Here is a 25,911-nt window from a genome sequence, read left to right as displayed (position 1 = left end):
GAGGTGCACATCGCGTCCCATCGGTGCGGGCTGATCTGGTGAAACCGGCATACGCCGGGGGAGCACCGAGTAGAATCCGCGGCGGAGTGACACAGGCGACGATGTGGGGCGGCGATGGAGTTCTTCGAGGCTGATCCTGGCCAGACGGCGATGCGCGCCGATTCCATGATGAGCACCAACTTTCTTGCCTCCGGCGGGATCAGTGCGAGAGCGGTCGAGGCGACCAAGGTCGAGACGCAGAAGCTGGTCAGCGCGGCAAAATCCGGCGGTTTCCGGATCAGCGAGAAGGGCGTCGAGCCCCTGCTCACCTCGATCAAGAACATGAAGGAACAGCTGCAACAGCTCAGGTATCAAGCGGCAACGGAGCTTTCCCAGGCGCCCAGGTTGGGCAGCCATGAATATGGTTACTCGGTCGCGGCGCATGACCAGAAGGGCGCCGCCGAAGAATCGGGTTCGGCCCTGGTGGTGCTCGACCAGTTCAACACCGTACTCGACCAGGCGGCGGAAGCTCTGGAGCGTGCCGCAGGCATTTACCAGGAGAACGAGGACCAGGTCGAGTCCACTGCCAAGACGTATGCGACCTGATGATGAAATTGAATCTGACACGAGTCGTGATTTCCGTGGCCGCAGCGTTCGCGCTTGCCGCCTGCTCCGATGAAGAAGGCGGAGCTGCGTTGCCTGCCGAGTCGCAGCCGAATACAGCCTCGTCACAACCGCCTGGCACCTCCTCGGCGCCTGACGGGGGGACCGAGAGCCGCCCCACAGCGTCGCTCGATCCCTGTTCCTTGCTGAGTGCGGATGACCTTGGTGAGTTCGGCGATTACAAGGAGGGCACTCCGGACAATGGGAGCGGTGCCCGCGGGTGCCGTTTCATGCGAGTGGTCGAGAAGGCCAGCGACGATGCCGACGCGGTCGGCGTTCTCATCCGCGATTCGCAGGGAGTCGACGAGGTGCGCGACCTCGGCGACGGCGTCCAACCCGGCTCTGTTCCAGGCGGTCGCAAGGCGGTCATGACCAGCGGCAACGGCGGATGTCTGATCGCGCTCGCGGTGGGGGAGAACTCCCGTGTCGATGTCGGGATCGTGGCCAACACCGCGGAACGTGCCTGCCAGATCGCCGATGCGATGGCCAAGATCGTCGAACCAAAGCTTCCTGAGGGGTAAGGGGACGAGATGAACGCGCAGAACCCACAGGCTCCTGCGGAGTTGACCGACCGGCAGATCGCGGAACTCTCGCCCGCCGAACGTGAGCAGTACTTCCAGGACCGGGCGACCGCTGGCGTGGACGACGGCGGCCTGTTCGGATGGTTTCGGCGGATGCAGGCACAGGCTGCCGCGGCAGGTGAGGCGGACCGTGCCAGTCAGGACAGCGTGCGCGACCTGTCCTCCGGTGCCGACATCCAGTTTGTTGAGGGTTTGCGGCCCTCCGACGCCAACTACCAGGGCCACGAGCACACCCAGATGACCACCTACATCACGCAGAACCTGGACCCGGACCAGGTGGGTGAAGTCTCGGAGGCTTACCACCAGCTCCACATGGCGTTCAAGGAGTTCGCCTCGGAGCTCAAGTCGGCCGTGAGCAAGTCGGAGCACGAGTGGGAGGGTGAGGCCGCGTCGGACGCGCGGAACTACTTCACCAGCCTCCAGGAGTGGTCCGACGGCAACTCGACCAACGCGAAGCTGGCCTCGGAGACGATCTACCAGCAGTCCGAGGCGGCGAGCACGGCGAAGAACCAGATGCCGGAGGAGATCCCCTTCAACTGGGACTCCGAGATGGAGAAGTGGGGCAGCAACCCGCTGGATCTCATCGGCAACATCAACAAGTCGATGGAGACCTACAAGGCCAGCAACGAGGCGCACTCCCAGGCGGCCACGGTGATGGCCCAGTACGACACAGACCTGTACACAGCCGCCTCGAAGCAGCCGGTGTTCGCCGAACCGCCCAAGTTCGGCGCGGGCTCCGGAAAGTACGACGTGACCCCGCCGAGGCCCGGTGACAACAGCACGGGCGCCTCCGGATTCGTCGGCGGCCCGAGCGGTGTCGGCCAGGGCTCGATTCCGTCCGGCGGCGGTAGCGGCGGTAGCGGCTGGGGAGGCGGCAACATTCCCGGTGGTGGCGGCAGCGGCATTCCCGGGGGTGGTGGCGGTGGTGGCGGGTACACGCCGCCGATCACGCGGGCTCCGGGGATCGGCACGGGCTCTGTTCCGGTCGGCAGCACGCGCCCCTCCGGTTACCGGCCACCGAACTTCGGTGGGTCACGCCGGGGAGGCGGCGGAGGCGGGAGCACCGGGTTCGGTGGCATGGGTCCCATGCCGATGGGCCCCATGGGGGGCGGCGGCGGTGGTGCGGGCGGCGGCTCGGACTACAACAGCAAGCTTGGCCGCGGTGGCGGCGGCGGGTTCGGCCCTGGTGGTGGCGGAGCCGGTGCGGGTGCGGGTGCCGGTAGTGGTCCGGCCTCCGGTGCGGCGAAGCCCGGCGGTGTCGGCGCGGCCGAGGCCGCGGCAGGCCGCGGTGGCGCCGGAGCCATGGGCGCAGGCGGCGGCCGTGGTGCCATGGGCGGTGGAATGGGCGCGGGCATGGGCGGCGGCCGGGGCGGTAAGGGCGGCGAGGACGAGGACCACCAGCGTCCGACCTACCTGGTCGAAGGTGACCCGGACGAGGTGTTCGGCACCGACCAGCGCACCGCGCCGCCGGTTATCGGCGAATAGCGTCTGCGGGGCGGGCCGTCCTGCGTCAGCGCACCAGGACGGCCCCGGCCGTCAGTAGCGGAAGAACTTCTCCTTGCGGCCCTGGCGCACCAGTCGCAGCCACTGGGCGAAGGCCTTCGGATCGCGTTTGACGCCCACGAAGTACAGCCCGAACCGAATGATCTCCAGCGCGCCGATCTTGCGCATGCCCGGCTGCGAGAGCAGGTAGCCGCGGTTTCGGTAGGTGTAGTAGCGCTTGACCTCGTTCTCCGGGTCCTGCGCGTGAAACCGGCCACCGAGCATCGGCTTGAACTCGTCGGAGCCGTTCGGGTGCAGGTACGACGTCTTCAGCGAGGTCCCGAAGGGCAGCCCGGAACGCACCAGCCTGCGGTGCAGTTCCACCTCGTCACCCCGGAAGAACAGCCGCAGATCCGGCACGCCGACCACGTCGAGTGTGGAGGCACGGAACAGCGCACCGTTCATCAGTGAAGCGATACCGGGCAGGAAGTCCGTACCGAGTTCGGCCGTGGACCGCTTCCAGGTCAGCCCCCTGCGCAGCGGAAACGCCAGCTTGTCCGGCGCGTCGATGTTGGACACGACGGGGGAGATCTCGGCGAGGTTCCGCTTCTCCGCCTCGTCCAGGAGGATCTCGAGAACGTTCTCGTCGGCCGGCCTTCCGTCGTCGTCGGCGAGCCACACCCACTCCGCGCCCAGCGCCAGTGCCTGCAACATCCCCAGTGCGAAGCCGCCCGCACCACCCAGGTTGCGGTGCGACGGGATGTATGTGCACGGCACCGAGACGCCCGCCACGACCCCACGGGCGGGCTGATCGGGCCCGTTGTCCACCACGATCAGATGGTCGACGGGATGTGTCTGCGCCGCGATGACCTTCAGCGAGTCGGCCAGGAGTTCCCGGCGGTGCCGGGTGACGACGACGGCCACGACGGAACCCGGGCCCAGCGGTGCCTGCTCGGGCTCGCGGTTCATGTCCTCTGCCTCATTCGCCGGCCGGCTGCACATCAGTCCCCGCCCTTGGCCGTGACCGGCTGCCCTTCGGCGATTCGCTCCGCGGCCTCGGCGCTGATGTTCTCGAACGGGTCCTTGCCCTTGTAGGCGGTGAGGACCTGGCGCAGGGAACCCTGCATCTTCATCTGGCCCTCGTCCATCCAGATGGCCGAGGTGCACAGTTCCAGCAGCAGGTCGTCCTGGTGGGAGGCGAACACCAGCAGTCCGGAACGCCGCACCAGGTCGACAAGGCGGTCGCGAGCCTTGTTCAGGAAGGCGGCGTCGACGGCGCCGATGCCCTCGTCGAGCAGCAGGATCTCCGGGTCGATCGACGTCACCACGCCGAGCGCGAGCCGCACGCGCATACCCGTGGAGTACGTGCGCAGCGGCATGGACAGGTAGTCGCCGAGTTCGGTGAAGTCGGCGATGTCATCGACCCGCTTCTCCATCTGCTTGCGGGTCATCCCCAGATAGAGGCCCCGGATCATGATGTTCTCGTAACCGGAGATCTCCTGGTCCATCCCGACACCGAGATCGAAAACGGGCGCGACCCTGCCGACGATTCTGGCGGATCCCCGGGTCGGCTCGTAAATCCCGGACAGCAGGCGGAGCAGGGTGGACTTGCCCGCGCCGTTGTGCCCGACCAGCCCGATCCGGTCCCCTTCGTTGATCGACACGGAGATGTCGTGCAGTGCCTCGATCACCGGCACCCGGCTGTCGGTGCCGATCTTTCCGCCGACCTTGCCGAGGACCTTCTTCTTCAGCGAGCGGCTTTTCGCGTCGAAGATCGGAAAATCGACGGAAGCATTCCAGACGTCGATGCTGACCATGTCACTCACACTCGCTCTTCCGGGCACGCGACCCTGCGTTCGTCATCGTCCTCACACCCAGTACGAGACACGGGCACGGTAGTTGCGGAGCACGACCAGCGCCAGGGCCCAGCCCACGACGGCGAACCCCGCGACCACCGCCCAGTGGTGCCAGCTCTGCTGGTTACCGATCATCGGTGCACGCACGATCTGGATGAAGTGGTACATCGGGTTCAGTTCGGCGATCAGGTTCCGCCAGCTGACCGTGTCCCCGAAACGCTTCTGCAGGATATCGGTCGACCAGACGATCGGCGTCATGAAGAACAGCAGGTTGATCAGGCTGGAAATGACCTGTGGGATGTCCCGGAACCGGGTCGAGACAACGCCGAAGAGCAGCACCACCCACCCCGCGTTGATCGCGATCAGCGCGAAGCCAGGGATGGCCAGCAAGGCGCTCCAGTTGAGGCCGGGCTGGGGGATCCCGCCTTCGGTGATCACATACCCGGGCCTGGAGATCTCGCTCCAGAAGACGCTGATCACCAGCACATAGATGACCATGTTGTGGCCGAACATGAGCATCTGCCGCCACACGGTGCGCAGCACGTAGACCGACAGCGGCGCCGGTAGGTGCTTGATCAGGCCTTCGTTCGAGATGAACGTGTCGGCGCCCTCGGTCAGACAGCCGAGAATGAAGTGCCAGACGATGAAGCCCGTGGTGATGTACGGCAGGAAGGCGGCGATCTCCGAGCCGAACAGCTGCGAGTACAGCAGGCCGAGGCCGAGCGCGGTGATCCCCATACTGATGGTGATCCACAACGGCCCCAGAACGGACCGGCGGTAGCGCTGCTTGATGTCCTGCCAGCCCAGATGGCTCCACAGTTCGCGCTGCTGAAATCCGTTCTTCAGGTCGGCGAACGCGCGCGCCCAGGAGCGGCTGTCGGACTTGGCCGGGATCGTTGCCGAGGCGTTCGCGGCGTTATCGCCGCCCGCCGAAACGGTGCTGGTGGCATGCACGGGATATGAGGGTACTGCGGTGTGCGCAGGGGCTGGCCCCCGGCTGGGCATACCGCGGGTCTGCGCCTCTGCCTGCGGATTCTTCACGTCCTCGTGGCAGCGGCAGACGTGCGTGCGACCGGCCTCCTGAAGGCGTCCTGCGCCGATGTCCGGTTGGGTGCCATTTGACCTGTTGTTGTCACTCGATCGGATTCAATTGACTGGTAACTTGCTTCGGCATGGGAGTTGACGTCTCAAGGCCGAGCCTGATGGTCAGCCTGTTGGAGGCCTACGCGGATCGGCCCGACCCGCGCTCGGTGGCCGTGGTGGGCAATCAGCCACTGCCACCCGACGAGGACCGGGCGAAGGCGATCGACGCCTGCGATCTCGTTCTCCGGGTGAACGGCTTCGTGTGCGACGAGCCCGACGGTCCTCCCACCGTAGGCAGCCGGACGCACGTGGTGGTTTTCAACCGGGCGCTGCGGGCGACCCGCTGGGTGTTCCAGGACTACCGGTCGAGGCTGTACCTGCTGGTCGAGCCGGGACGTCTGCTCTGGGAGCCGGAAGACATTCCTTCGTGGTGGCCCGCGGACCTCGGGTTCGTTCCCGTGTCGAACCGCGAGGTCACCCTGCCGTTGTCGGCGGCAATGGGACTTTCCACGATGGAAGAGGGCGCCTGGGCCACCACTGGCACGATGGCCGCGTGGATCGCCCGCACTTCGTTCCCGGCCGCCGACCTCGTGCTCAGCGGGTTCTCCTTCATCGACAACCCGCACCAGACATCGTGGGAACACGCCGCGGGCGACTCGTGCAAGGTCGGTCCCGAGCACCGCATCGCCGCCGAGGGGCGGCTGCTGGACTCGTGGACCAAGACCGGCAACACCTGCCTACTCCGCTGAACAACTCCGCACGACGCTCTCCGCGAAGGAACACCATGGCATTGTCGAACCTCAAGAACCGCGTCACGGACAGACTTGCCCGAGTCATCGACTACCGCATCGGCGAACGGGTGGACCCGCTCGACGAGCGCGTGGTCGAGCAGGAGCACTGCACCGTTGACCACCGCCGCAGGCTGGACGCACTCGAGGCCGGTCTCGAGCACGTCCGCGGCGACCTTCGCTGGATCCGGAGCGAACTGGACCGAATGATGCCGCACGTGGCGGCCCAGGACGCCCGGCTGGAGACCCTGCGTGAGCAGTTGTCCGTCGCGCCGACCGCCGACGCTCCGGAAATCGCGGAGTCCCGCTCCCTGGTCCAGGAGATCCAGCGGCAGCACGCGCAGATCCGGGTCCGGCTGGCCGGCCTCGCCCGCTACGAGGACCGGCTGCGTAGGCTTGAGGAGCGGGCCAGCGTCGGCGCCGCTGAGTGACCTCGGTGTTACGACCGGCAACCGAGCGTGATCTCGACGCGATCCGGCGGTGGCGCAACCATCCCAAGGTGCGGCGGGCGAGCTTCACGACTCACGAGATCAGCGCTGCGGAACATCGGCGGTGGTGGGACGGGGTCAGGCAGGACCCTTCCCGCCGGGTGCTCGTCTACGAACGTGCTGGTGTGGCCGCGGGCGTGGTGACGTTCAGCGGCCTCGGCGGTGAGATCGTCGAATGGAGCAAGTACCTCGACGTCGACGGACTCGGCGCCGAGCGATCCGCGGCCTGGGTCGATCTGGAACACGAGGCGATCGACTATGCGTTCGACGTCCTCGACGTGCAGTGCCTTGGTGCGGCTACCTTGGCGAGCAACACCCCGGTGCTGCGGCTGCACGAGCAGGTCGGCTTCACCGAGGTGCGCCGCTATGTCCGCGAGATCGACGGCGAACCACGTGAGGTCGTCTGGAACGAACTCACCCGCGCCGACCTACGTCGTTGATCCGCGTCCCCGACAGGAGGAGATCGATCTTGAGCCGTCAGGAAGTCCGGATCGGCGATCGGGTGGTGGGTGCCGCACACCGGCCGTTCGTCATCGCCGAGATGTCCGGCAACCACAACGGCGATCTCGATCGGGCACTGGCCATTGTGGACGCCGTCGCTGATGCGGGTGCGCACGCGCTCAAGCTCCAGACCTATCGCGCCGACACCATCACCATCGACGTGGACACGCCGGAATTCCGGATCACGAACAAGGACTCGTTGTGGGACGGTGAGAATCTCTACCGCCTCTACGATCGCGCGCACACTCCGTGGGAGTGGCACGAGGCCATTTTCGCCAGGGGCAGGCAGCGGGGGCTGGAGGTCTTCTCCAGCCCGTTCGATCCCACCGCGGTGGAGCTGCTCGAGTCCTTGAACGCCCCCGCCTACAAAATCGCCTCTTCGGAGATCGTCGACCTGCCGCTGGTCGAGCTGTGCGCCCGGACCGGGAAGCCGTTGATCATCTCCACCGGCAAGGCCAGCGCGGCCGAGATCGACGCGGCCGTCCGCACCGCGAGGGACGCGGGCAACGATCAGTTGATCGTGCTCGGTTGCACGGCCTCCTATCCGGCTCCTCCCCGGGACAGCAATCTGCGGGCCATTCCGGTCCTGGGACAGGCGTTCGACGTGGTGGTCGGATTGTCCGACCACACGCCGGGCATCGGCGTCCCCCTCGCGGCGGTGGCCCTCGGCGCCTGCGTGGTGGAGAAGCACGTCACGCTGTCGCGTGCTGATGGCGGGGTCGACTCGGCCTTCTCCCTGGAGCCTGCCGAACTGGCCGCGCTCGTCGTCGAGAGCGAGCGCGCCTGGCAGGCGCTCGGTGCGGCGACCATCGGCCCGCGGGAGAGCGAGCGTGCGGGCATCCGCATCCGCCGCTCGCTCTACGTCGTCGAGGACGTGCGGGCGGGCGAGCCGGTGACCGCGAGCAACGTGCGGTCGATCCGTCCTGCGGGCGGGCTGCCGCCCGCCGACATCACGAAGGTGCTGGGCAGGACGTTCCGGGCTGACGCGGCGAAGGGAACCCCGTTGAGCTGGGACCTGGTCTAGGCAGAACTGTTCGCCCCGAAGAACCCGCGCACTTCGTCGATGACTCGGTCCACCTGTGCATCCGTGAGCTCGGGGAACAACGGCAGGGACAGCTCCTCGGCGTAGAACTGCTCGGCGTTCGGGCACATGCCCCGCTGGTAGCCCAGATCGGCGAAAACCGGGTGCCAGTACACCGGGATGTAGTTCACCTGTACGCCGATACCGATCGCGCGCAGGTGGTCGAACAGTGCGCGGCGCCGTCCCTCCAGCACCCGGAGCGGATACAGATGCCACATCGGGTCAGCCTGTTCGTGCTGGATGGGAGTACGCACGCCGGCCAGGTCGGCGAAGCCCTCGTTGTAGCGGGCGTGAATCCGCGCCCTTCGTTCTTTGAACGCGGCGAGTCTGCGGAGCTGGCTGCTGCCCAGCGCGCACAGCACGTCGGGAAGCCGGTAGTTCAGCCCGAACTCGTGCACCTCCTGGTGCCAGCCACCCTCGTCCGGAAACCGCTGCGCGGACCGGTCGCGAACGAGGCCGTGGTTGCGGAAACCGCGCGCCCGCGCGAGCAGGTCCTCGGAGCCGGTCGCGACAGCGCCGCCCTCACCCGTCGTGAGGTTCTTCGTGGGGAAGAAGGAAAAGGTGGTCAGATCGGCGAGCGCACCCACCGCGTGCCCGCACCAGGTGCCGCCGATCGAATGCGCGGCATCCTCCAGCAGCAGAGCGTCCGCCGACCGTGCCACCTCTGCCAGCTCACCCAGCTCGGCGGGGTGCCCGGCGTAGTCGACCGCGGCGATGACCTTGGTGCGGCTGGACGTGGCCGCCTTGGCGGCGTCGGGAGCAAGGTTCGCGGTCGCCGCGTCGACGTCGGCGAAGACGACGGTGGCGCCCTGGAGCACAGCTGTCGCGGCTGTCGCGACGAAGGTCATGGGGGTGACGACGACCTCGTCTCCCGGGCCTACCCCGGCAGCGGCATAGGCGACGTGCAGTGCCGCGGTGCCCGACGTGACCGCGACCGCAGGCGTGCCGCCGGTGTGCTCGGCGAGGTCGGCCTCGAAGCGGGACACCGCGGGACCGGTGGTCAGCCAGTCGCCCCGCAACACGTCGGTGACGGCCTCGATGTCCTCCTGGTCGATCGACTGACGACCGTAGGGCAGAAAGTCCTCAGCCATACTGTTCGACCAGTTCCCGCAGCTCGTCGTGATTGAGCCAGAGGTCGTTGGTGTCCGAGCGGTAGGCGAAGCCGTCCGAAACCGGAGCGCCTCCCTCCGGCGGCTGGTAGCCCCAACCTGCGATGTGCGGCTGAACCACGTAGCGATCGGCCAGCTGGATTGTCCGGCGGGAGTCGTCCGGGGCGATCATCTCCTCGTGCAGCTTCTCGCCCGGCCGAATCCCCATCTCGTGCATCGGGCTGTTCGGTGCGATCGCCTGAGCCAGGTCCACCAGCCGCATGCTCGGGATGCGGGGTACGTACAGTTCCCCGCCGTTCATCTGGTCGAAGGAGTCGACGACGAACCGCACGGCCTGTGGGAGTGTGATCCAGAACCTGGTCATCTCCTTGTGGGTGATCGGCAGCGACTCACCGCGCTCGGCCAGCGACCGGAAGAACGGGATGACGCTGCCGCGCGAGCCCATCACGTTGCCGTAGCGGACCACCGAGAACCGGGTCGGGTGCGTGGCCGCGTAGTGGTTGGCGCTGATGAACATCCGGTCCGCGCACAGCTTTGTGGCGCCGTAGAGGTTGATCGGGCTGGAGGCCTTGTCCGTGGACAGCGCGACGACCTTCCTGACTCCCGTGTCGATGGCTGCCTCGATCACGTGCTGTGAGCCGACCACGTTCGTCTGCACGAACTCGAAGGGGTTGTACTCGCCGGTGTCCACCTGCTTGAGCGCGGCAGCGTGCACGACGTAGTCGACGCCGTGCATGGCGCGTTCGAGCCTGCGCCGATCGCGTACGTCGCCGATGAACCAGCGCAACCGAGGGTCGTCACCGAACTGCTGCCGGGCTTCGTACTGTTTCAGTTCATCCCGCGAAAGCACCACGAGGCGCTTCGGGTTCAGCTCGGCCAGGGCATAGGAAATGAACGCCTTGCCGAACGAGCCCGTCCCGCCGGTCAGCAGGATGCTTGAACCGTCGAGCTCCGTCACCTGGTTACCTCCGCGCTCACTCACTGTTGCCGTCGGCCATCATGTCACCCATGAGTGCAAGGCCGGTCGTGAACGTCGTCATTCAGGCGCGCTGCTCGTCGACCCGACTTCCGGGGAAGGTGCTTCGTCCGCTCGGCGGCCGGTCCGTGCTGGGCTGGGTCGTGCGTGCCGCGGCCGCGGCGCACGGGATCGACACGGTCGTCGTCGCGACGTCCGCCGGGACGGACGACGACGCCGTCGCGGAGGAGGCGGACAGGCTGGGCGCAGCGGTGGTTCGCGGTTCACTGGATGACGTGCTCGGCCGGTTTCTGTTGGCGACGGAGGAGTACCCGGCGGACGCCGTGGTTCGCTTGACCGCTGACTGTCCGTTGCACGACCCACGGCTGCTCCAGCACATCGTGGCGCTCTGGCGGTCGCAGCCCGAACTCGACTACGTCAGCAACACTCTGGTGCGCACTCTGCCCCGGGGCTTCGATGCCGAGCTGGTCCGAACCGGTGCGCTTGCCGAGCAGTCGCTGATTCCCTCCGGCCCGCATCGTGAGCACGTCACCTACGGCGTCAAGAACGACCCCGGCCGGTACAGCTGCACGGGCACGGTCGTGGCTCCCGCTGCCGACGACCTGCGCGTGACCCTGGATACGGCGGAGGACTGGGTCCTGTTGGAGGCGTTGGTGGCCGAGCTGGGAGACGCGCCGCCGAGGTGGCAGGACGTGGTCGCACTCCTGCGGGCCCGGCCGGATCTCGTCGCGCTGAACGCCCACGTCGAGCAGCGGAAGGTGACGCCGTGAGGCTGCTCCTGCGGGCCGATGCCTCGGGATCGATCGGGGTGGGACATCTGGCCAGGGCGGTCGCCTTCGCCGAGGAAGCCGTAGCCCGCGGCTGGCAGGTGTCGTTGTCGGGTCGTACGGACAATGCCGAGTGGCTGGCGCTGCGGATGGCCGAACTCGGCGTGCACCGGCGCGAACCCGCCGACGACGCGGCTTCCATTGGCGTCCTCGCCCGGGAAGCCGATGTGGTGCTGGTCGACAACTACCAGCTCGGCGAGGTGCGCGACGAGGTCAACGCCGCGGGAGCGACGCTGGTGTCGATGGAGTCCAGATCCTTCGGCCGTCGCGCTGCCGACGTCGTCGTGGACTCCGGGCTGGAGCCGCTGCCCCGGCCCGACGACGGCTCCCGGCGACGGCTCGCCGGGCCCGAGTTCGCCCCGCTGCGGCAGGACGTGCGGCTGGCCAGGGCGCACCGGGGCGAACGGCGGGAGCACCCGGAGCGGCCGAGGGTCGTGGTCGTGCTGGGCGGGGGAGCGTTGTGGCGGGAAATCGTGACGACGCTGGTCACCGCACTACGCGACACCGGGGTGCCCTGCCAGGTCGACGTGCTTGCGCACGGTGGGCCCGAGTTGCCGAGCGCCGGGACAGACCAGGAATTCCGCCTCTGCCCACCGGACACCCGGTTGCCGTCCAGGCTCGCGGATGCTGACCTCGCTGTCAGCGCAGCCGGCGTGACCCTGCTCGAACTGTGTTGCATAGGCGTTCCCGCCGCGGTCGTCCAGCTCGTCGACAACCAGGCGGCCGGATATCGGGCGGCGGTGCGGCGGGAGCTCGTGGTGGGCCTGGGGACGGCCGCGATGCTGGACGACGGCGCCGTGGAGACGTTGCGGACGCTGTTGAGTGAGCCCAGGGCCAGGGAGCGGCTCGCGGCAAGGTCCCGGCAGGTGGTGGACGGTGAGGGTGCGGCGCGAGTCCTGGACGCGGTGCTGGAGTCGGCTTGACGACACGACAGAGACGAGGACATCCCTGTTCATCGTCATCCGTTCGTGATGTGCCTACTATGGCGCGATGGAACCCGTCGAGGTAGCGGACGACGCGAACGGCCCGGTGTACTACCTCGTCGCTCCCGCGGGTCTGCCCAACTACGGCGACGAGCTGATCACCGCATCCTGGCTGCGCTACCTCGCTGACGTCGCGCCGGAAGCCGATGTCTGGGTGGACACCCACACGCCTGGGCCCGCCACCGTGTTGCTGTCCGGACTGCATCCCCGCGTCCGGTTCACCGATACCCTCTGGCGGCTGTGTGGCGACGCGCGATCGGAGGAGCCCTGGGAGGTCGCGGCCTGGGTGCGGGACGCCGTGAACGATCCGGGAGTCGCGCCGCGCTGGTTCCACGGGATCGACCTGCTGAGCAGGGTGGACGTGCTGCACATGCTGGGCGGCGGCTACGTCAACAGGCTGTGGCCGCAGCACATCGGGCTGCTGGCGGGGGTGGCCGCGGCCAAGGCTCGATCCGGAGCCCGCGCGGCGATGACCGGTCAGGGACTGCTGCCCGTCAGCGACGACGCGGTGCCGCTCCTGCGCACGCTGGTGGACCAGTTCGACGTGGCGGAGGTCAGGGACCAGGGCTCCGCCGAACTCCTGGGTATCGGCCTGGGTGTGGACGACGCGTTCCTCGCCGGTCGTGCCCAGGGGCTGTATGCCGAGGGTGACGTGCCCGAGGTCATGCTGTGCCTGCAGTCCGACCTGGTGGACGTCGGCGCGGGCAGGCTTGCCGGCACGGTGCTGTCGATGCTGCGGTCGTGGAAGGTCGATCCTGCGATGATCGGTGTCGTCGAAGGGATTCCGCGCGGCGACCGCGAGGTCTACCTGTTGCTCGAGCGGGACCTGCCGGGCGCGCGGTTCTATCCGTTCCCGGAGGTGTGGGACAGTGGCCTGCCGGTGTCGACCGAGCAGACCTGGATCACCACGCGCTTCCACCCGCATCTGATGGCGGCGGCGGCCGGAGCGAGCGGGGTCGCCATTTCCGTCCATCCCGACTACTACGCCACCAAGCACCGGTCACTGACCGAACTCGGGTCGAACTGGACGCTGGTCGAAGACCTTTCCGAAGTACCGGAAAGGCCCAGCGCGGGCGGATTCGCCGAGGGCGAGGTGGATCGGTTCCGGGCGGGCAAGATCGCGCTCGCCAGAGCCATCTACGCACCCGTCCAGCGCCAGCCGGAGCCCGAGCCGGAACCCCGGCCGGAACCCCGGCCGGAACCCCGGCCCGAACCCGCTGCCGAGGCCTCCGCCCCGAGCACGCCCGACCCGGGTGGTATCCGGCGTCACCTGTCCCGCTTCAGACGCCCCTGACCCAGCCGTCCCCCGCTAGGAGCGCCTGCAAGTACCCCCAAGCAAGATCATCTATGTCGTCAACTGCTACCAAGGGGCACGTGACTCGGTAGCGGTTAGCGGAGATCTTGATCTTGCATGGAGGTACTTGCAGGCGTACCAAGCTGCTGCGGGAGGGGCTAGAGGTACTGGCCCGTGGTGCCGATGCCGGGGGTGGGGTGTTCGGTGGCGCCTGCGGAGCTGCCGGGCGGGAGGCCCCGGCGCATCTGCTCCAGCTGCACGCGCGCCGCCATCTGCTGGGCGAACAGCGCTGTCTGGATACCGTGGAAGAGGCCTTCGAGCCAGCCGACCAGCTGGGCCTGCGCGATCCGCAGTTCGGCGTCGGACGGCGTGCTGTCCTCGGTGAACGGCGCCACCAGCCGCTCCAGCTCGTCCTGCAGCTCGGGCGCCAGCGCCTGCTCCAGCTCCTTGATCGAGGTCTCGTGGATCTCCCGAAGCCGGTTCCGGCTGGCGTCGTCCAGCGGAGCGGCCCGGACCTCCTCGAGCAGCTGCTTGATCATGGTGCCGATTCGCATGACCTTGGCCGGTTCCTCGACGAGGTCGCCGACCGTCTCGCTCTGCTCGGCCTCTTCGGACGATGCGATGCGTGCGGTGCCCACCGGTGAGCCGTCCGGGCCGACGACGACAACGTGCTGCGACTGCTCGGCGTCCGAAGCGCCGGAGGCACCCGAAGTACCGGAATTGGGCGAATTGGGCTCGGTCATGTTCTCCATCCTGGCCGGGTTTCGCGGTGGTTCGCAGTGTCTGTCTCCCACCGTAGCCGGGACGGTCGCGCACCGTGCTCACCAGGGCAACCCCGGCGAAAGAGGAAAACAACACGGCCGTACGGTGTGCTCATGGCGTTCGACGTCGCTCGGATTCGTGGGTTGTTTCCCGCACTGGGTGACGGCTGGATTCACTTCGACGGCGCTGGCGGGATGCTCGTGCCGGAGCAGGTCGCCTCGGCCGTCTCGACGGCCATGCGCGCTCCGGTTTCCGGTCCGGGTGGGTCGTTTCCGGCCTCACAGCGTGCGGAGAGCATCGTGACGGCGGCCAGGAGGGCGGTGGCCGACCTGGTCGGTGCCGATCCTGCCGGAGTCGTGCTCGGACCCAGTTCCTCCGTCCTGCTTCGCCGGCTCGCCGACGTCATGTCCGACCGCTGGACGATCGGGGACGAGGTCGTCGTCTCCCGCCTGGACGAACAGGCGAACCTCGCTCCCTGGCTGCAGGCGGCGAAGCGGGTGGGCGCGGTGGTGCGCTGGGGCGAGATCGACATCGAAACGTGCGAGCTGCCCGCATGGCAGTACGAGAACCTGGTGTCGGCACGGACCAAGGCCGTCGCGGTCACCGCGGCGTCCGGGTCGGTCGGCACGCGGCCCGACGTGCCGACCGTCGCCGAGTTCGCCAAGCGCGTCGGTGCCACCGTGGTCGTCGATGCGACGTATGCCGCGCCGTTCGTGCCGCTGGACCTCAACTCGCTCGGCGCGGACGTGCTGGTGGTGTCCGCCCTCTCCTGGGGTGGGCCCTCGGTCGGCGCCCTGGTCTTCCGTGATCCGGAGATGATCGAGCGACTGCCGTCGGTTGCGCTGGAGTCGAACGTCCGCGGCCCCGGCAGGCTGGAACTCGGTCCGCATCCGTACCCCCTGCTCGCGGGGCTGATCGCGTCGGTGGACTACCTCGCCGGACTTGACGACGCCGCCACCGGATCCCGCCGCGACCGGCTCGTCACCTCACTGGGCTCGGCGAAGTCATACCACGCGGGCCTGCTGGCGCAGTTGTCCACCGACCTGCGTTCGCTGCGGCACGTGATGGTGATCGGCGACGCGATGCGGCGCATTCCGGCGCTGGCGTTCACCCTGGCGGGCCGCAAGGCCCCCGAGGTCGCGGAGTACCTGGCTTCCCAGGGCCTGTGCGCCTTCGCCGACGACGGTTCCACCGGTGTTTTCGCTTCACTGGGGGTCGGCGAGGTCGGTGGTGCCGTGCGCATCGGCCTCGCCCACTACTCCAACGTCTTCGAGATCAACCAGCTCCTGCGGGTCCTCGAGGAGCTCGGGTAACCGGCGTCGCTCAGGACTGGGCGGCGAGCAGGATCTTGCCGAAGACGCCGCCCTCGTCCAGGTTCCGGTGCGCCGTGCCCGCCTCCGCCATCGGGACCACCTGGTCGACCACCGGCATCACGGTGCCCTGCTCGACCAGTGGCCACAGCCGCTCACGTACCGCGGCGACGATGGCCGCCTTCTCCTCGACGGGCCTGGAGCGCAGTCCGGTCGCGGCGACACTGGCCCGCTTGCCCAGCAGCTTGCCCAGGTTGAGCTCGCCCTTCACGCCGCCCTGCATGCCGATGACGACGAGCCTGCCGCCGGTGGCGAGCGCGTCCACGTTGCGGCCGAGGTAGGCCGCACCCATGTTGTCCAGGATCACGTCCGCGCCGCCGGTCTGCGCGCGGAGTTCCTCGACGAAGTCCTGCTCCCGGTAGTTGATCACGATGTCGGCGCCGAGCTGCCCGCACCGTTCGAGGCGCTCGGCGGATCCCGCCGTCACCGCCACGGTGGCGCCCAGTGCCTTGCCCACCTGGATCGCGTGGGTGCCGATACCACCCGCGCCCCCGTGTACGAGCAGCACCTCGCCCTCGTCGAGTTCGGCGTGCATCACGACGTTCGACCAGACGGTGCAGGCGACCTCGGGCAGGCCGGCCGCTGCCAGCAGATCCACCTCGCCGGGTACCGGGAGCAGTTGTCCCGCAGGCACCGTCACCTGCTGCGCGTAGCCGCCGCCCGCGAGCAACGCGCACACCTCGTCGCCCACCTGCCAGCCCTCGACACCGTCGCCGAGTTCGGCGATCGTGCCGGAGCACTCGAGTCCGAGAACGTCGCTTGCTCCCTCTGGCGGCGGGTACAGCCCCCGTCGCTGCAGCAGGTCGGCGCGGTTGACCGCGCTCGCGGCGACGTCGATCAGCACCTCGCCCTTGGCGGGCACCGGATCGGGGACCTCGGTCCATTCCAGTGTCTCGGGGCCACCTGGCTCGCGGATGGTGATCGCATGCATATCCCGACTGTATCGGCCAGAGAAAGCCGCTGCCGCCTTGATCGACATGACGCCGGCCGACAGCTGGTAACGGTCTGTACTCACCTGCCGTAATGCCTCCGAATGCCCCTTGACCCGGTCGTGGAAACGAACGAAGGTGTTCGGCTACCGGGCGCGACTCACCGTGTCGGGGAGGTGACTGGCACCCGTCCGGATCCTGGGAGAAGGAGAACCTTTTTATGTCAACTGTCAGGAAAAGACTCGCGCCTGCGGTCGCCATCGCGGCCTGCGCGGGGTTGGTGCTCACCAGCACCCCTGCAGCGGCGGTGGTGCACTCTCCACCGAGTGGGCCCGCACTGGCCAAGAAGCTGGTCAAGAAGGTCAAGGTCGGCAACATCAACCGGCACCTGATCGCCATGCAACGCATCTCCGACAGCAGCGGGGGAAACCGTGCGTCGGGCACCTCCGGCTACGACAGGTCGGCCGAGTACGTCGCGGGGAAACTGGCGGCCGCGGGCTACGAGGTCACCAGGCAGGAGTTCCCGTTCACGTACAGCGAGACGCTGGCGGAGAGCCTGACGGTCGGCGGCACCGACGTGCCGATCATCCTCATGAGCTACAGCCCGTCCACCCCGGAAGACGGCATCACGGCACCGCTCGCGGTGATCGAGCCGGACGAGACACCCGGTTGTGACGTCGCCGACTTCGGCGACGTGACCGGGCAGATCGCGCTCATCCAGCGCGGAGCCTGTTCGTTCGCGCAGAAGCAGGCGGCAGCGGCCGACGCCGGTGCGGTAGGCGCTGTGGTCTACAACAACGAGGACGGCGCTCTGAACGGCACGCTGGGCTCGCCGGATGCCGCGCGCATTCCGACCGGTGGCATCAGCAAGGCCGCCGGCGAGTCGCTGATCGGCCAGGACGGCACCTCGGTGACCCTGGAACTGCGGGCGCTGCAGGAGGAACGCAGCACCTACAACGTCATCGCCGAGACCAAGACGGGTCGCAAGGACAACGTCGTGATGGCTGGCGCGCACCTGGACAGCACCACCGAAGGCGCGGGCATCAACGACAACGGCACCGGTTCGGCCGGTTTGCTGGAGACCGCGCTGCAGCTCGGTGGCAGCCCGAAGGTCAACAACGCGGTTCGCTTCGCGTGGTGGGGTGCTGAGGAGGTCGGCCTGGTCGGCTCGAACTACTACGTCGACCAGTTGAGCTTCGAGCAGCAGCTCGACATCTCCATGTACCTCAACTTCGACATGATCGGCTCGCCGAACGCGGGGTACTTCGTCTATGACGGCGACGACTCCGACGGCGAGGGTGCAGGCGCGGGGCCGTACGGCTCGGCGCAGATCGAGAGCGCGTTCGTGGACTACCTGCAGGGAACCGGCACGCCCACGGAGGGCACCGACTTCTCGGGCCGCTCGGACTACGGCCGCTTCATCTCGGTCGGCATCCCGGCGGGTGGTCTGTTCACCGGCGCCGAGGGCATCAAAACCGAGGCGCAGGCCGCCAAGTGGGGCGGGCGCGCGGGTGTCGCGTACGACCCGTGCTACCACACCGAGTGCGACAACCTGGGCAACGTCGACCGGACGGCACTGGACCGCAACTCCGACGCGCTGGCCTGGGTGACCGCCCGCTACGCGATCAGCACGGAGGAAGTGAACGGTGTCGCGCCGTTCGCCGCGAAGAGCAAGAAGGCGACGGCTCAGCAGCGAGTGATGCAACGGGCGTTCACCGCGCAGGTCGCAGGCGACCCGCACGCGAACGTGCGCTAGTAGGAGTACCCCAATGTGGCATTGGGGACGTTCAACGTCCCGAATGCCACATTGGGGACATCCTGCAGCCCGTTTCGGCTAGCCGAGATCGCGCGCGCCGAAGGTGTCGCAGCGGGCCGGGTCGCCGGTCGTGTAGCCGGTGGTGAACCACTTCTCCCGCTGCGCGGAAGTGCCGTGGGTGAAGCTGGATTCGTCCACGGTTCCGCCGCCGAGTTCGCGCTGGATGAAGTCGTCGCCGATCCGCGCGGCGGTGTCCAGTGCGTTCGCGATGTCCTCGGGGGTGATCTCGGTGATCAATGGCTGCCCGTTCTCCGTCGGAGTGGTGGTGGCGTGGTTGGCCCACACACCGGCGTAGCAGTCGGCCTGAAGTTCCAACCGGACGCCGTCGGACTCGGGCCCGCTCCCGCCGCGCACCTGTGCCGACGTGCCGAGCAGGTTCTGCACGTGGTGGCCGTACTCGTGGGCCAGCACGTACGCCTCGGCGAACGGTCCGCCCCTTGCGCCGAACCGCTGCCGCAGTTCCTCGAAGAAGGTCAGGTCGATGTAGATCTCGGAGTCGGTGGGGCAGTAGAACGGGCCGACGTCCGAGCCTGCTGTGCCGCAGGCGGTGCGAACGCCACTGGTGAAGAAGTTGGTCGGCGCTTCCGCGTACGTGCGGCCGGAGCGGGCGAACTGGTCGCTCCAGTAGTCCTGGATCGAGTTGACCGTTGCGACGGTCGCGCAGTCATGGTTGGTGTTCGCATCGGCCCCGGTGCGACAGTTCTGCTCGAGTGAGCTGTTGTCCACCTGCTGGCCCGCGCCGACTTCGCCGAGTTGTCCGAACCCGGAGACGCTCGTGCTGTCCACGCCACCGAACTGGGCGAGGAGGAAATAGATCACCAGCCCGACCACGCCGAGTCCGCCACCGCCCGCGGCGACGCGCCCGCCGATGCCACTGCCGCGCAGGTCTTCGACCTGGGAGACATCCAGCCCGGCACCTTCGTTGAATCTCACGAGAATTCCTTCGCAGCGTCGCCGACGATCGCGCCAGGATTATGGTCGGTCCACAGACACAGCCTGGGTGCGGCCACCGTTTTCAGGCGCCGCACCCAGGACTACCGAGGTTGTTTTGTTGGCTACTGCGGTCGACCGCGCACCGGGCCGGCGAATTGCACTGTTGGCGCGGGCGCAGAAGCCGCGCCGAGACAGGCTCGAACAACGCCGTCGTGCACGGTGGAATGCCGAGCGCACTGTTGAAACCCGAGCTGCTCACAATCGCGACTGGGCCGGGTTCAGGCCGCCTCAGCCGCGGGGCCACAACTGGCAGTCAACCGCAACGGATCATTGGTCACAGCACCACCGCTCCCTTTCCCGGGACGGACCCGCCGAACCGGCACCTCTCGGGGTGTCGTGCCGAGATCCGGACGAAGCCCTCCGTCCTGTTCAGGATGCGCTTCTGAGAGCTGAGTCACAACAGTTCTGATATCCCTCGTCTGGGCGCAGTTTCGTGAACCGCTGCCGTGGTTGCGTGCAGCGGGTACAGAACGCACCGTGCCCGACGCCGTCGGCAGGAAGGTTCTAGGCTCTCAAAATGAGCGGTGTGCATGAGGATGTGCGTTGGTTGTCCGAGACCGAGATGCGCGCGTGGCGTTCTTACATCGTCTCGACGCTGATGCTTCGGCACCGGCTGCACCGCGATCTCGCGGAAGGCCACGACGTGTCACTCACCGACTACGAGGTGCTCGTATGCCTGTCGTCGCGGGAGGACAGGCGCATGCGGATGACCGAGTTGGCCAGCATGCTGGGCTCGACGAAGAGCAGGCTGTCGCATCAGGTCGGCCGGATGGAGGCGGATCGTCTGGTGCGCAGGGTGAAGGACCCGGAGGACAAGCGCGGTGTGGTCGCCGAACTGACCGACGACGGGTTCGCGGTGCTCGAGCGGGCGGCGCCCACCCACGTCGAAGGGGTGCGCAGGAACTTGATCGACCTGCTCACGATGGAGGAGAAGGTGGCCATGGGGGAGGCGTTCTCACGGGTACTCGAACACCTGACGGAGCTCGACAGCTGAGGGGCTACCCTCGACACCCAGGGAAGCGTGGCAGAGCGGCCGAATGCACTCGCCTTGAAAGCGAGCGTGGGGCAACCCACCGGGGGTTCAAATCCCTCCGCTTCCGCACCTGCCGGCCAGGGCGAACCACCGAGAAATGGTTCGCCCTGGTCTTTTTTGGTCCTACTGGTCCCCCACCTGATGAGTCCATCAGGATTCAAGAAGCCCGCTGCGCCGCGAAAGCCTAACGTCGCAAACAGACACCGTGATACGACAGTTAAGGGACAGCGATGAGCAGCACGTCCAACACCAAAGGCTTCTCCGAGCACGAGCGCGCGGCCATGAAGGAACGCGCCGCCGAGCTGAAGAAGGAGGCAAGCCGAGGGCGCGGCGACAAGGCAGCCGCCGCCGAAGCCGACGTGCTGTCGAAGATCGAGCAGATGGACGAAGCCGACCGTGCGTTGGCCGGACGCATCCACGCGAGCGTCAGCAGCAATGCCCCAGACCTCTCGCCGAAGCTGTGGTACGGGCAGCCCGCATATGCCAGGAAGGGAAAAGTTGTGTGCTTCTTCCGCAGCGGCCATGACGACAAAGAGCGCTACTCGACCTTCGGGCTCACCCCCGAAGCGAATCTCGACGACGACAGCGGTCTCTGGCCGACGTCGTTTGCCGTGACCGAGCTGACCGACAAGGCCGAGGAAACCATCGCCGACCTCGTCAGGAAAGCCGTCAGCTGACACATCAGCGGGACGTGGTCAGCCGACGCGCTCGCCGTCGACCTCGACGATGACCTTCGACGGGTCGAAACAGATGTGACCGGCGATCTTGGTGGCGTCCTCCAGCGGGTGTTCGTAGATCCAGGCGAGGTCCTGGCCGTCGCGGCCCACATAGGTGGCCGTGCCCTTGTAGGGGCAGACGGTCTCGGTGTCGGTCGGTTTCAACACCTCGATCCGGACGTCGGCACGAGGGAGATAGAACCGATTGGGCAGACCGGTTTCCGACAGCAGGAGCGGCCGGTCGCTGTCGGCGAGCAACTGGTCGCCGTCGAGGACGCGGACATGCCTGCTGCTGGCTCGGGCGTCCACGCGGTGGTAGGGATCGCGCAGGTGCCCGTGGACCTGCTCGTCCTCGTCGTACCAGGCGTCCATCGAGTCCCAGTAGAACGCCGCATAGCCCGCCAACCAAGGCGCCTCGGCAGTCGGCTGCGGGTAGCTCCACACGGCGTTCTCCACGACCCGGTCGCCGACGCGAGCGGTGCGGTAGGACGCGTCGCCCTTGAAGGGACAGTGCGTCGTGTGCTCGGTGGGTTCGAGGAGGTCGGCGCGAATGTCCTCCTCGGGGAAGTACAGCTGCGGTAGCAGCCCGGTCTCGTGCAGCAGCATCCCGCGAGTCGTGTCGGCCATGGTCTCGCCGCCGAACTCGGCCCGGACGCGCCGGGGAAACGGGTGCATCAGGAGGTTGTGGGCCGGCCCCGAGATCGTGTAGTTGGTCGTGGCCGGCGCACGCCGGGACAGTGGTCCGTCGGAGATGGTCAAGCTCATCGGGCGACCTCCAGGGAAAGTGGTGACGTCACCACCATCATCGACCTGGTAGCCACGGCTCGCCCCATGCCCCACGACACTTTCCCGGGAAAGTGTCGTCACCGAGCGTGAGCGCCTACGGTGGCCGGGTGAACATGTCAAACGAGGAGCGGGCCCGAGATCTTGAGCGGGCGGCGACGGAAAAGCCGGAGGAGCGCAGGCAGTACCTGCTCGAAGCGGCCGAGACGTGGCACATCGCGGGCAACGACGAGCGTGCCCGGGAACTGTTCGAGCAGGTGCTCGACGGCGAAGGGCGGACGGTCTCCGATGTCCGGATCGCCTATGCGACCTTCCTGCTCGGGGTGCGGGAGCCGCAGCGAGCGCGTGAACTGCTGGACCAGGCGTGGCGGGACCGGGAGCTAAGCGGTCTGGCGCATGTGGATGGTGGCGAGGTCTACGAGATCGCACTTGATGATCCGGCAACCGCACTGCGTTGGTACACCCGCGGGATCATGCGCTCGATCGACACGACCGCCGCGCCCACGGGAGACGCGCTTGCCCAGGACATGGCGCTGCCGGCCCTCTTCGCGGCTCGGCATCGGGTTCGTCAGGCCGTTGGCCAGCCCGCCGACGAGTGGGACGAGCTCTGGGAGAAGTCCCGCGAAAAGTTCCAGGCGGACCTGGGCGGGGACGACAACACCGAGACGCGGACGCGGCGGTCGGCAGGGCACGCCGTTCTTTACTGGCCGCCTGCGGAACTGGCCGAGTACCGGCGTCGGTGGCCGGACGGCTATCCGGGATTCCAGGACGTCGCCGAGCCGCACCTCGAACATCGTCGTGAGGTCGAGCGCACCCTTCGAGCCTCCCTTTCGGGGACGTCTCCCATGGTGGCGATCGGCGACGCGGCCCACTTCGCCGATTTCGTCGCTGACCGCGACCTCGACGGTGCCAAGGCCGCCACCAGGGCGTCCTATGCGGTGGAGTTGAACCGGACCGGGACATCGACCGTCGGACTTCCCGGTCGCAACGAACCGTGCTGGTGCGGTTCCGGGCGTAAGTACAAGAAGTGCTGTGGAGCGCCGGCATTCACCGACTGACGCTTGGTGCACGGCAGCCGACCGTGGTGCTGGACGAGGAACCGGGTCCGAAGTTGTCCCTCGCCGCCAGCGGTGCGCTCTTTCGTAGTGCCCGCTGATGATCTCGTGTCAGGAGCGGGTTCGGGAGCTGCGGTTACGTCTTCGATGCCCGCGCGGCGATCCGCGCCTGCACCTCGGGGCGCCGCAGTGGCGGAATCGTCTTCGGCGGCTGCCGCCGGGGCGGCAGTTCGGCGAGCAGGCGGGTCGTGGTCGCGGTTACCTCGGCGACGGCGGCCTCGAACGGGTCGCGCGTGCTGTCCGACAACGACTGGACGCCGCTGACCTTGCGGACGTACTGACGTGCGGCGGCCTCGATCTCCTCGGCCGTCGCCTCGGGCTCAAGACCACGTAGCGCGGTGATGTTTCGGCACATGTGACGAGAGTACGAGGTGGCAACGACCGTGGCGAGGGGTTCGAACCCAGGTCAGCGGGTTTCGTCTGGTGGCGGGCCGCCCCGTTGGTGGGCTTCCGGCCTCAGGAGGCAGCCGGTGCTGATGTAGGTGGACACGTTCTTGATCTGTCCGAAGGACAGGCGGCTGTCGACGGCGTCGTAATAGCGGATCTCTCGGTTACCGGGTTTGTCCGCGGCACGTTCGGGGCCTTTGAAGCCGTACGGCTGTAGCTGTCGGCGGCCGAGACGAGTTTCTCCGAGTAGCTGTCCATGTCACTCGGCCGCCGGGAGGTGCGGTGGCCAGGGCCAGGCCACCGTCGGCCAGATCCACGACGCGGCCCTGGCCCGCGGCGACGAGTTCAACCGAACTTGAGCAGTCCTACGCATGGCTGACCTGCACACTGCCGACACACGGGACTCGTGGTGGGATGGATCCGCTTCCGCGCTTCACCGACTCCGAGGTTCGATGACACACGATCGCTCCCGCCCCCGCAGGCCGTTCACCCTTCGGCTGTTGCTCACCGCCACCGTCGGCGCCATGGTCGCCGCGTTCTTCGTGGCGTGCGACGCCGATCCCACCGGGGACGCTGCCCCGACCACCACGGAAAGACAGTCCTCCGCCGCCCCGTCGAGCAGCGGAACCACCACTCCGGCGCCGACGAGTGAGACGTCCGGGCCCGACTGCGCGCCCGTCATCGAGGACATGTCCGCACGACAGCGGCTGGCACAGCTCGTCGTCGTGGGTGTTGATCCCACCGACCCGGCTGCCGCCGCCCGTCTGCTCCGGAACGAGGGCGTCGGCGGGATCTTCATCGGCGGCAACGACACCACTCTGTTCGAGGGTGGCGCGCTCGACACCGTGCAGGAGGCGGCCGACCTGCCCGTGTCGATCGCCGTCGACGACGAGGGCGGACGTGTGCAGCGAATCGACGACATTGTCGGTTCGATACCCAGTGCTCGCGAGATGGCCAGGTCGATGACCCCTGACGAAGTCCGTGCTCTCGGCGAGAAGCGCGGTCGGCAGTTGCGGGAGCGGGGTGTCACCGTGAACTACGCCCCCGACACCGACGTGAGCGACCAGCCCGCGGGCTCCGTGATCGGTGACCGGGCATTCAGCGCCGACCCCGATGTGGTCCGTGAGTACGCGCTGGCCTTCGCCGAGGGCCTGCAGGCGGCCGGCGTTTTTCCGGTACTGAAGCATTTCCCGGGCCACGGTCACGCCGACGGCGACTCGCATCAGTCACTCGTCACCACACCCCCGTTGGCCGAGCTGCGCGACAACGACCTTGTTCCGTACGAAGACATCGGTGACTACGGTCAGGTCGGCGTGATGATCGGTCATCTCAACGTCCCAGGACTCACCGGAGGGGCGCCGTCATCGCTGTCCGCCGACGTCTACCGTCTGCTCCGCGCCGAGTACGGGTTCGACGGTCCGGTGCTCACCGACGACCTCGGCGCCATGCGCGCCATCGCCGACTCGTACAGCCTGCCCGAGGCCGTCCTGCGTGCTCTCCAGGCGGGGGCCGATCAGGCCCTGTGGTCTTCGGGAGGCCGGACCGGCGAAGTGCTGGACCGGCTCGAGGCAGCGCTCGACAGTGGTGAGCTTCCAGAGTCGCGCGTACGAGAAGCTCTTGCCAGAGTGTTGCTCGCCAAGGGCGCCTGCGAGGCAGGATAATCGTGAAACCGTCCACTGTGGAGTAACCCGGGCGTGGGGCGGACCGCCCCACGCCCGGCAATGTCACGGCCTGTTCAGCAGCTCCCGCATCTCGGCGATCTCCGCCAGTTGCGCGTCGACGATCCGCTGGGCCATGGCCACGGTCTCCGGGTCGGTGCCGTCAGCGATTTCGGTTCTGGCCATCTCCACGGCGCCCTCGTGGTGTTTGATCATCAAGTCCAACCACGCGGAGTCGAACTTCGCTCCCTCCGCTGCCGAAAGCGCGCTCATCTCCGCATCGGACATCATTCCGGCCATACCGGGCTTTCCACTGTGCTCACCGTGGCCGCCGGTTTCGGCGCCCGGCGCACCCCACTTCGCCAACCAGGTCTCGAGCTGGTCGATCTCGGGGCCCTGAGCCTGTTCGATCCGGCTCGCCAGTTTCCGTACGGCCTCGTTGTCCGTTCGCTCGGGCACGAGCCCGGCCATCTCCATCGCCTGCTCGTGATGCGGCACCATGTGCCGAGCGAACTGCACATCGGCCTCGTTGTGTGTGACCGATGCGGCGTCACCACCGCAACCTGACAGCAGTGCGGCGATTGCGAGCAGGGCAAAGCCCAGAAGTGTCCTTCTCATCGAGGAAAGTCCTTTGTGTTGGGTGCAAGTGGGTCGGGAC

General features: G+C 67.7%; 27 protein-coding genes, 1 tRNA gene and 1 pseudogene. 17 read left to right on the top strand and 12 right to left on the bottom strand.

Going from position 1 to position 25,911, the window contains the following annotated elements; translation table 11 throughout:
• Positions 1 to 114: 114 nt before the first annotated feature.
• From BM199_RS07725 to BM199_RS33785, 3 genes are read left to right on the top strand one after another with little or no spacing between them, the layout of a single operon-like run.
• Positions 115 to 585 carry a hypothetical protein gene (locus BM199_RS07725; RefSeq protein WP_245788214.1) on the top strand — a complete coding sequence of 157 codons (471 nt, stop codon included), beginning with the start codon at positions 115 to 117 and terminating at the stop codon, positions 583 to 585.
• Complete coding sequence (locus BM199_RS07720; protein ID WP_342741696.1) at positions 585 to 1,163, top strand: DUF3558 family protein; 579 nt, start codon at positions 585 to 587, stop codon at positions 1,161 to 1,163. The genes BM199_RS07725 and BM199_RS07720 overlap by 1 nt, the downstream gene beginning before the upstream one ends.
• Before the next feature lie 9 nt (positions 1,164 to 1,172).
• Positions 1,173 to 2,708, top strand: a complete 1,536-nt coding sequence (locus BM199_RS33785; RefSeq protein ID WP_177242512.1) for a hypothetical protein — start codon at positions 1,173 to 1,175, stop codon at positions 2,706 to 2,708.
• 51 nt (positions 2,709 to 2,759) lie between these two features.
• On the opposite strand, the gene glfT1 is transcribed toward BM199_RS33785, so the two are convergent.
• Genes glfT1 through wzm form a run of 3 tightly spaced genes read right to left on the bottom strand, consistent with a single transcriptional unit; the run spans position 2,760 to position 5,515 of the window.
• Positions 2,760 to 3,674 carry a galactofuranosyltransferase GlfT1 gene (glfT1, locus tag BM199_RS07700; RefSeq protein WP_091671469.1) on the bottom strand — a complete coding sequence of 305 codons (915 nt, stop codon included), beginning with the start codon at positions 3,672 to 3,674 and terminating at the stop codon, positions 2,760 to 2,762.
• Positions 3,675 to 3,706: 32 nt separating this feature from the next.
• Complete coding sequence (gene wzt, locus BM199_RS07695; RefSeq protein WP_091671468.1) at positions 3,707 to 4,522, bottom strand: galactan export ABC transporter ATP-binding subunit Wzt/RfbE; 816 nt, start codon at positions 4,520 to 4,522, stop codon at positions 3,707 to 3,709.
• Positions 4,523 to 4,573: 51 nt separating this feature from the next.
• Positions 4,574 to 5,515, bottom strand: coding sequence for a galactan export ABC transporter permease subunit Wzm/RfbD (gene wzm, locus BM199_RS07690; RefSeq protein ID WP_245788213.1), 942 nt, complete (start codon positions 5,513 to 5,515; stop codon positions 4,574 to 4,576).
• A gap of 248 nt (positions 5,516 to 5,763) precedes the next feature.
• On the opposite strand from wzm, the gene BM199_RS07685 reads away from it, so the two are divergent.
• Genes BM199_RS07685 through pseI form a run of 4 tightly spaced genes read left to right on the top strand, consistent with a single transcriptional unit; the run spans position 5,764 to position 8,445 of the window.
• Positions 5,764 to 6,393, top strand: coding sequence for a glycosyltransferase family 29 protein (locus BM199_RS07685; protein WP_091671466.1), 630 nt, complete (start codon positions 5,764 to 5,766; stop codon positions 6,391 to 6,393).
• Positions 6,394 to 6,428: 35 nt separating this feature from the next.
• Positions 6,429 to 6,863: a hypothetical protein gene (locus BM199_RS07680; protein ID WP_091671465.1), complete on the top strand. Its 435-nt coding sequence runs from the start codon at positions 6,429 to 6,431 to the stop codon at positions 6,861 to 6,863.
• Positions 6,864 to 6,868: 5 nt separating this feature from the next.
• Positions 6,869 to 7,360, top strand: a complete 492-nt coding sequence (locus BM199_RS07675; RefSeq protein WP_218160303.1) for a GNAT family N-acetyltransferase — start codon at positions 6,869 to 6,871, stop codon at positions 7,358 to 7,360.
• A gap of 29 nt (positions 7,361 to 7,389) precedes the next feature.
• Positions 7,390 to 8,445 (top strand): pseudaminic acid synthase, encoded by a 1,056-nt coding sequence (pseI, locus tag BM199_RS07670; protein WP_091671462.1) that lies wholly within the window; start codon positions 7,390 to 7,392, stop codon positions 8,443 to 8,445.
• On the opposite strand, the gene BM199_RS07665 is transcribed toward pseI, so the two are convergent.
• Together BM199_RS07665 and pseB are read right to left on the bottom strand one after the other, a co-directional pair.
• The gene (locus BM199_RS07665) at positions 8,442 to 9,593 is read right to left on the bottom strand and encodes a DegT/DnrJ/EryC1/StrS family aminotransferase (RefSeq protein WP_091671460.1); all 1,152 of its coding nucleotides are present in this window, start codon (positions 9,591 to 9,593) and stop codon (positions 8,442 to 8,444) included. The two genes, pseI and BM199_RS07665, sit on opposite strands and share 4 nt — an antisense overlap.
• Positions 9,586 to 10,569, bottom strand: coding sequence for a UDP-N-acetylglucosamine 4,6-dehydratase (inverting) (pseB, locus tag BM199_RS07660; RefSeq protein ID WP_091671459.1), 984 nt, complete (start codon positions 10,567 to 10,569; stop codon positions 9,586 to 9,588). Before pseB ends, BM199_RS07665 begins: the two co-directional genes overlap by 8 nt.
• A gap of 41 nt (positions 10,570 to 10,610) precedes the next feature.
• Here pseB and BM199_RS07655 point away from each other — a divergent pair, with 41 nt between their 5' ends.
• The 3 genes from BM199_RS07655 (at position 10,611) to BM199_RS07645 (ending at position 13,691) form a co-directional block, all read left to right on the top strand.
• Positions 10,611 to 11,357, top strand: a complete 747-nt coding sequence (locus BM199_RS07655) for a cytidylyltransferase domain-containing protein (protein WP_177242511.1) — start codon at positions 10,611 to 10,613, stop codon at positions 11,355 to 11,357.
• Positions 11,354 to 12,337: a spore coat protein gene (locus tag BM199_RS07650; protein WP_091671457.1), complete on the top strand. Its 984-nt coding sequence runs from the start codon at positions 11,354 to 11,356 to the stop codon at positions 12,335 to 12,337. The genes BM199_RS07655 and BM199_RS07650 overlap by 4 nt, the downstream gene beginning before the upstream one ends.
• Positions 12,338 to 12,404: 67 nt before the next feature.
• Complete coding sequence (locus BM199_RS07645; protein ID WP_091671456.1) at positions 12,405 to 13,691, top strand: polysaccharide pyruvyl transferase family protein; 1,287 nt, start codon at positions 12,405 to 12,407, stop codon at positions 13,689 to 13,691.
• Positions 13,692 to 13,849: 158 nt separating this feature from the next.
• Here BM199_RS07645 and BM199_RS07640 read toward each other — a convergent pair whose 3' ends face one another.
• Positions 13,850 to 14,434: a bacterial proteasome activator family protein gene (locus BM199_RS07640; RefSeq protein WP_091671454.1), complete on the bottom strand. Its 585-nt coding sequence runs from the start codon at positions 14,432 to 14,434 to the stop codon at positions 13,850 to 13,852.
• Between the two features lie 132 nt (positions 14,435 to 14,566).
• Here BM199_RS07640 and BM199_RS07635 point away from each other — a divergent pair, with 132 nt between their 5' ends.
• The gene (locus BM199_RS07635; RefSeq protein ID WP_091671453.1) at positions 14,567 to 15,766 is read left to right on the top strand and encodes a cysteine desulfurase-like protein; all 1,200 of its coding nucleotides are present in this window, start codon (positions 14,567 to 14,569) and stop codon (positions 15,764 to 15,766) included.
• A 10-nt stretch (positions 15,767 to 15,776) separates the two neighbouring features.
• Here BM199_RS07635 and BM199_RS07630 read toward each other — a convergent pair whose 3' ends face one another.
• A complete protein-coding gene (locus tag BM199_RS07630; RefSeq protein ID WP_091671451.1) occupies positions 15,777 to 16,754 on the bottom strand; it encodes an NAD(P)H-quinone oxidoreductase in 978 nt (325 codons plus the stop codon).
• A 218-nt stretch (positions 16,755 to 16,972) separates the two neighbouring features.
• On the opposite strand from BM199_RS07630, the gene BM199_RS07625 reads away from it, so the two are divergent.
• Entirely contained in the window at positions 16,973 to 18,508 is a 1,536-nt protein-coding gene (locus tag BM199_RS07625) for a M28 family metallopeptidase (protein WP_091671449.1), read from the top strand.
• A 78-nt stretch (positions 18,509 to 18,586) separates the two neighbouring features.
• Here BM199_RS07625 and ypfJ read toward each other — a convergent pair whose 3' ends face one another.
• Positions 18,587 to 19,501, bottom strand: coding sequence for a KPN_02809 family neutral zinc metallopeptidase (gene ypfJ, locus BM199_RS07620; RefSeq protein WP_091671447.1), 915 nt, complete (start codon positions 19,499 to 19,501; stop codon positions 18,587 to 18,589).
• 577 nt (positions 19,502 to 20,078) lie between these two features.
• On the opposite strand from ypfJ, the gene BM199_RS07615 reads away from it, so the two are divergent.
• From BM199_RS07615 to BM199_RS07605, 3 genes are all read left to right on the top strand, one after another.
• The gene (locus BM199_RS07615) at positions 20,079 to 20,555 is read left to right on the top strand and encodes a MarR family winged helix-turn-helix transcriptional regulator (protein WP_091671446.1); all 477 of its coding nucleotides are present in this window, start codon (positions 20,079 to 20,081) and stop codon (positions 20,553 to 20,555) included.
• 21 nt (positions 20,556 to 20,576) lie between these two features.
• A tRNA-Ser gene (locus tag BM199_RS07610) sits at positions 20,577 to 20,661 on the top strand.
• A 163-nt stretch (positions 20,662 to 20,824) separates the two neighbouring features.
• Positions 20,825 to 21,271 (top strand): DUF1801 domain-containing protein, encoded by a 447-nt coding sequence (locus BM199_RS07605; RefSeq protein WP_091671444.1) that lies wholly within the window; start codon positions 20,825 to 20,827, stop codon positions 21,269 to 21,271.
• An 18-nt stretch (positions 21,272 to 21,289) separates the two neighbouring features.
• Here the strand turns inward: BM199_RS07605 and BM199_RS07600 are convergent, their stop codons facing one another.
• Entirely contained in the window at positions 21,290 to 22,075 is a 786-nt protein-coding gene (locus BM199_RS07600; RefSeq protein WP_091671442.1) for a DUF427 domain-containing protein, read from the bottom strand.
• A gap of 134 nt (positions 22,076 to 22,209) precedes the next feature.
• Here BM199_RS07600 and BM199_RS07595 point away from each other — a divergent pair, with 134 nt between their 5' ends.
• The gene (locus BM199_RS07595; RefSeq protein ID WP_245788224.1) at positions 22,210 to 23,151 is read left to right on the top strand and encodes an SEC-C metal-binding domain-containing protein; all 942 of its coding nucleotides are present in this window, start codon (positions 22,210 to 22,212) and stop codon (positions 23,149 to 23,151) included.
• Between the two features lie 133 nt (positions 23,152 to 23,284).
• Here BM199_RS07595 and BM199_RS07590 read toward each other — a convergent pair whose 3' ends face one another.
• Together BM199_RS07590 and BM199_RS35165 are read right to left on the bottom strand one after the other, a co-directional pair.
• A complete protein-coding gene (locus BM199_RS07590; protein WP_091671438.1) occupies positions 23,285 to 23,563 on the bottom strand; it encodes a DUF2277 domain-containing protein in 279 nt (92 codons plus the stop codon).
• Between the two features lie 51 nt (positions 23,564 to 23,614).
• Positions 23,615 to 23,806: pseudogene (locus BM199_RS35165) on the bottom strand (LppA family lipoprotein); the annotation flags it as partial.
• A 241-nt stretch (positions 23,807 to 24,047) separates the two neighbouring features.
• Between BM199_RS35165 and BM199_RS07585 the strand changes: the two are divergent.
• Positions 24,048 to 25,256, top strand: coding sequence for a glycoside hydrolase family 3 N-terminal domain-containing protein (locus BM199_RS07585; protein ID WP_245788212.1), 1,209 nt, complete (start codon positions 24,048 to 24,050; stop codon positions 25,254 to 25,256).
• Between the two features lie 63 nt (positions 25,257 to 25,319).
• Here the strand turns inward: BM199_RS07585 and BM199_RS07580 are convergent, their stop codons facing one another.
• Positions 25,320 to 25,871 carry a DUF305 domain-containing protein gene (locus BM199_RS07580; protein ID WP_091671436.1) on the bottom strand — a complete coding sequence of 184 codons (552 nt, stop codon included), beginning with the start codon at positions 25,869 to 25,871 and terminating at the stop codon, positions 25,320 to 25,322.
• Positions 25,872 to 25,911 lie beyond the last annotated feature (40 nt).

The organism is Amycolatopsis marina (assembly GCF_900111885.1).
GTDB classification, from domain to species: domain Bacteria; phylum Actinomycetota; class Actinomycetes; order Mycobacteriales; family Pseudonocardiaceae; genus Amycolatopsis; species Amycolatopsis marina.
Note: the sequence above shows the minus strand (reverse complement) of the source record. Positions and strands in the feature narration are given on the sequence as shown.

What these genes read in the sequence shown, in the direction of transcription:
- BM199_RS07725 (WP_245788214.1), top strand. Translation starts at nt 115, where the DNA reads ATGGAGTTCTTCGAGGCTGATCCTGGCCAGACGGCGATGCGCGCCGAT.
- BM199_RS07720 (WP_342741696.1), top strand. Translation starts at nt 585, where the DNA reads ATGATGAAATTGAATCTGACACGAGTCGTGATTTCCGTGGCCGCAGCG.
- BM199_RS33785 (WP_177242512.1), top strand. Translation starts at nt 1,173, where the DNA reads ATGAACGCGCAGAACCCACAGGCTCCTGCGGAGTTGACCGACCGGCAG.
- glfT1 (WP_091671469.1), bottom strand. Translation starts at nt 3,674, where the DNA reads ATGAACCGCGAGCCCGAGCAGGCACCGCTGGGCCCGGGTTCCGTCGTG.
- wzt (WP_091671468.1), bottom strand. Translation starts at nt 4,522, where the DNA reads ATGGTCAGCATCGACGTCTGGAATGCTTCCGTCGATTTTCCGATCTTC.
- BM199_RS07685 (WP_091671466.1), top strand. Translation starts at nt 5,764, where the DNA reads ATGGTCAGCCTGTTGGAGGCCTACGCGGATCGGCCCGACCCGCGCTCG.
- BM199_RS07680 (WP_091671465.1), top strand. Translation starts at nt 6,429, where the DNA reads ATGGCATTGTCGAACCTCAAGAACCGCGTCACGGACAGACTTGCCCGA.
- BM199_RS07665 (WP_091671460.1), bottom strand. Translation starts at nt 9,593, where the DNA reads ATGGCTGAGGACTTTCTGCCCTACGGTCGTCAGTCGATCGACCAGGAG.
- BM199_RS07655 (WP_177242511.1), top strand. Translation starts at nt 10,611, where the DNA reads ATGTCACCCATGAGTGCAAGGCCGGTCGTGAACGTCGTCATTCAGGCG.
- BM199_RS07645 (WP_091671456.1), top strand. Translation starts at nt 12,405, where the DNA reads ATGGAACCCGTCGAGGTAGCGGACGACGCGAACGGCCCGGTGTACTAC.
- BM199_RS07640 (WP_091671454.1), bottom strand. Translation starts at nt 14,434, where the DNA reads ATGACCGAGCCCAATTCGCCCAATTCCGGTACTTCGGGTGCCTCCGGC.
- BM199_RS07635 (WP_091671453.1), top strand. Translation starts at nt 14,567, where the DNA reads ATGGCGTTCGACGTCGCTCGGATTCGTGGGTTGTTTCCCGCACTGGGT.
- BM199_RS07630 (WP_091671451.1), bottom strand. Translation starts at nt 16,754, where the DNA reads ATGCATGCGATCACCATCCGCGAGCCAGGTGGCCCCGAGACACTGGAA.
- BM199_RS07625 (WP_091671449.1), top strand. Translation starts at nt 16,973, where the DNA reads ATGTCAACTGTCAGGAAAAGACTCGCGCCTGCGGTCGCCATCGCGGCC.
- BM199_RS07615 (WP_091671446.1), top strand. Translation starts at nt 20,079, where the DNA reads ATGAGCGGTGTGCATGAGGATGTGCGTTGGTTGTCCGAGACCGAGATG.
- BM199_RS07605 (WP_091671444.1), top strand. Translation starts at nt 20,825, where the DNA reads ATGAGCAGCACGTCCAACACCAAAGGCTTCTCCGAGCACGAGCGCGCG.
- BM199_RS07600 (WP_091671442.1), bottom strand. Translation starts at nt 22,075, where the DNA reads ATGAGCTTGACCATCTCCGACGGACCACTGTCCCGGCGTGCGCCGGCC.
- BM199_RS07595 (WP_245788224.1), top strand. Translation starts at nt 22,210, where the DNA reads ATGTCAAACGAGGAGCGGGCCCGAGATCTTGAGCGGGCGGCGACGGAA.
- BM199_RS07590 (WP_091671438.1), bottom strand. Translation starts at nt 23,563, where the DNA reads ATGTGCCGAAACATCACCGCGCTACGTGGTCTTGAGCCCGAGGCGACG.
- BM199_RS07585 (WP_245788212.1), top strand. Translation starts at nt 24,048, where the DNA reads ATGACACACGATCGCTCCCGCCCCCGCAGGCCGTTCACCCTTCGGCTG.
- BM199_RS07580 (WP_091671436.1), bottom strand. Translation starts at nt 25,871, where the DNA reads ATGAGAAGGACACTTCTGGGCTTTGCCCTGCTCGCAATCGCCGCACTG.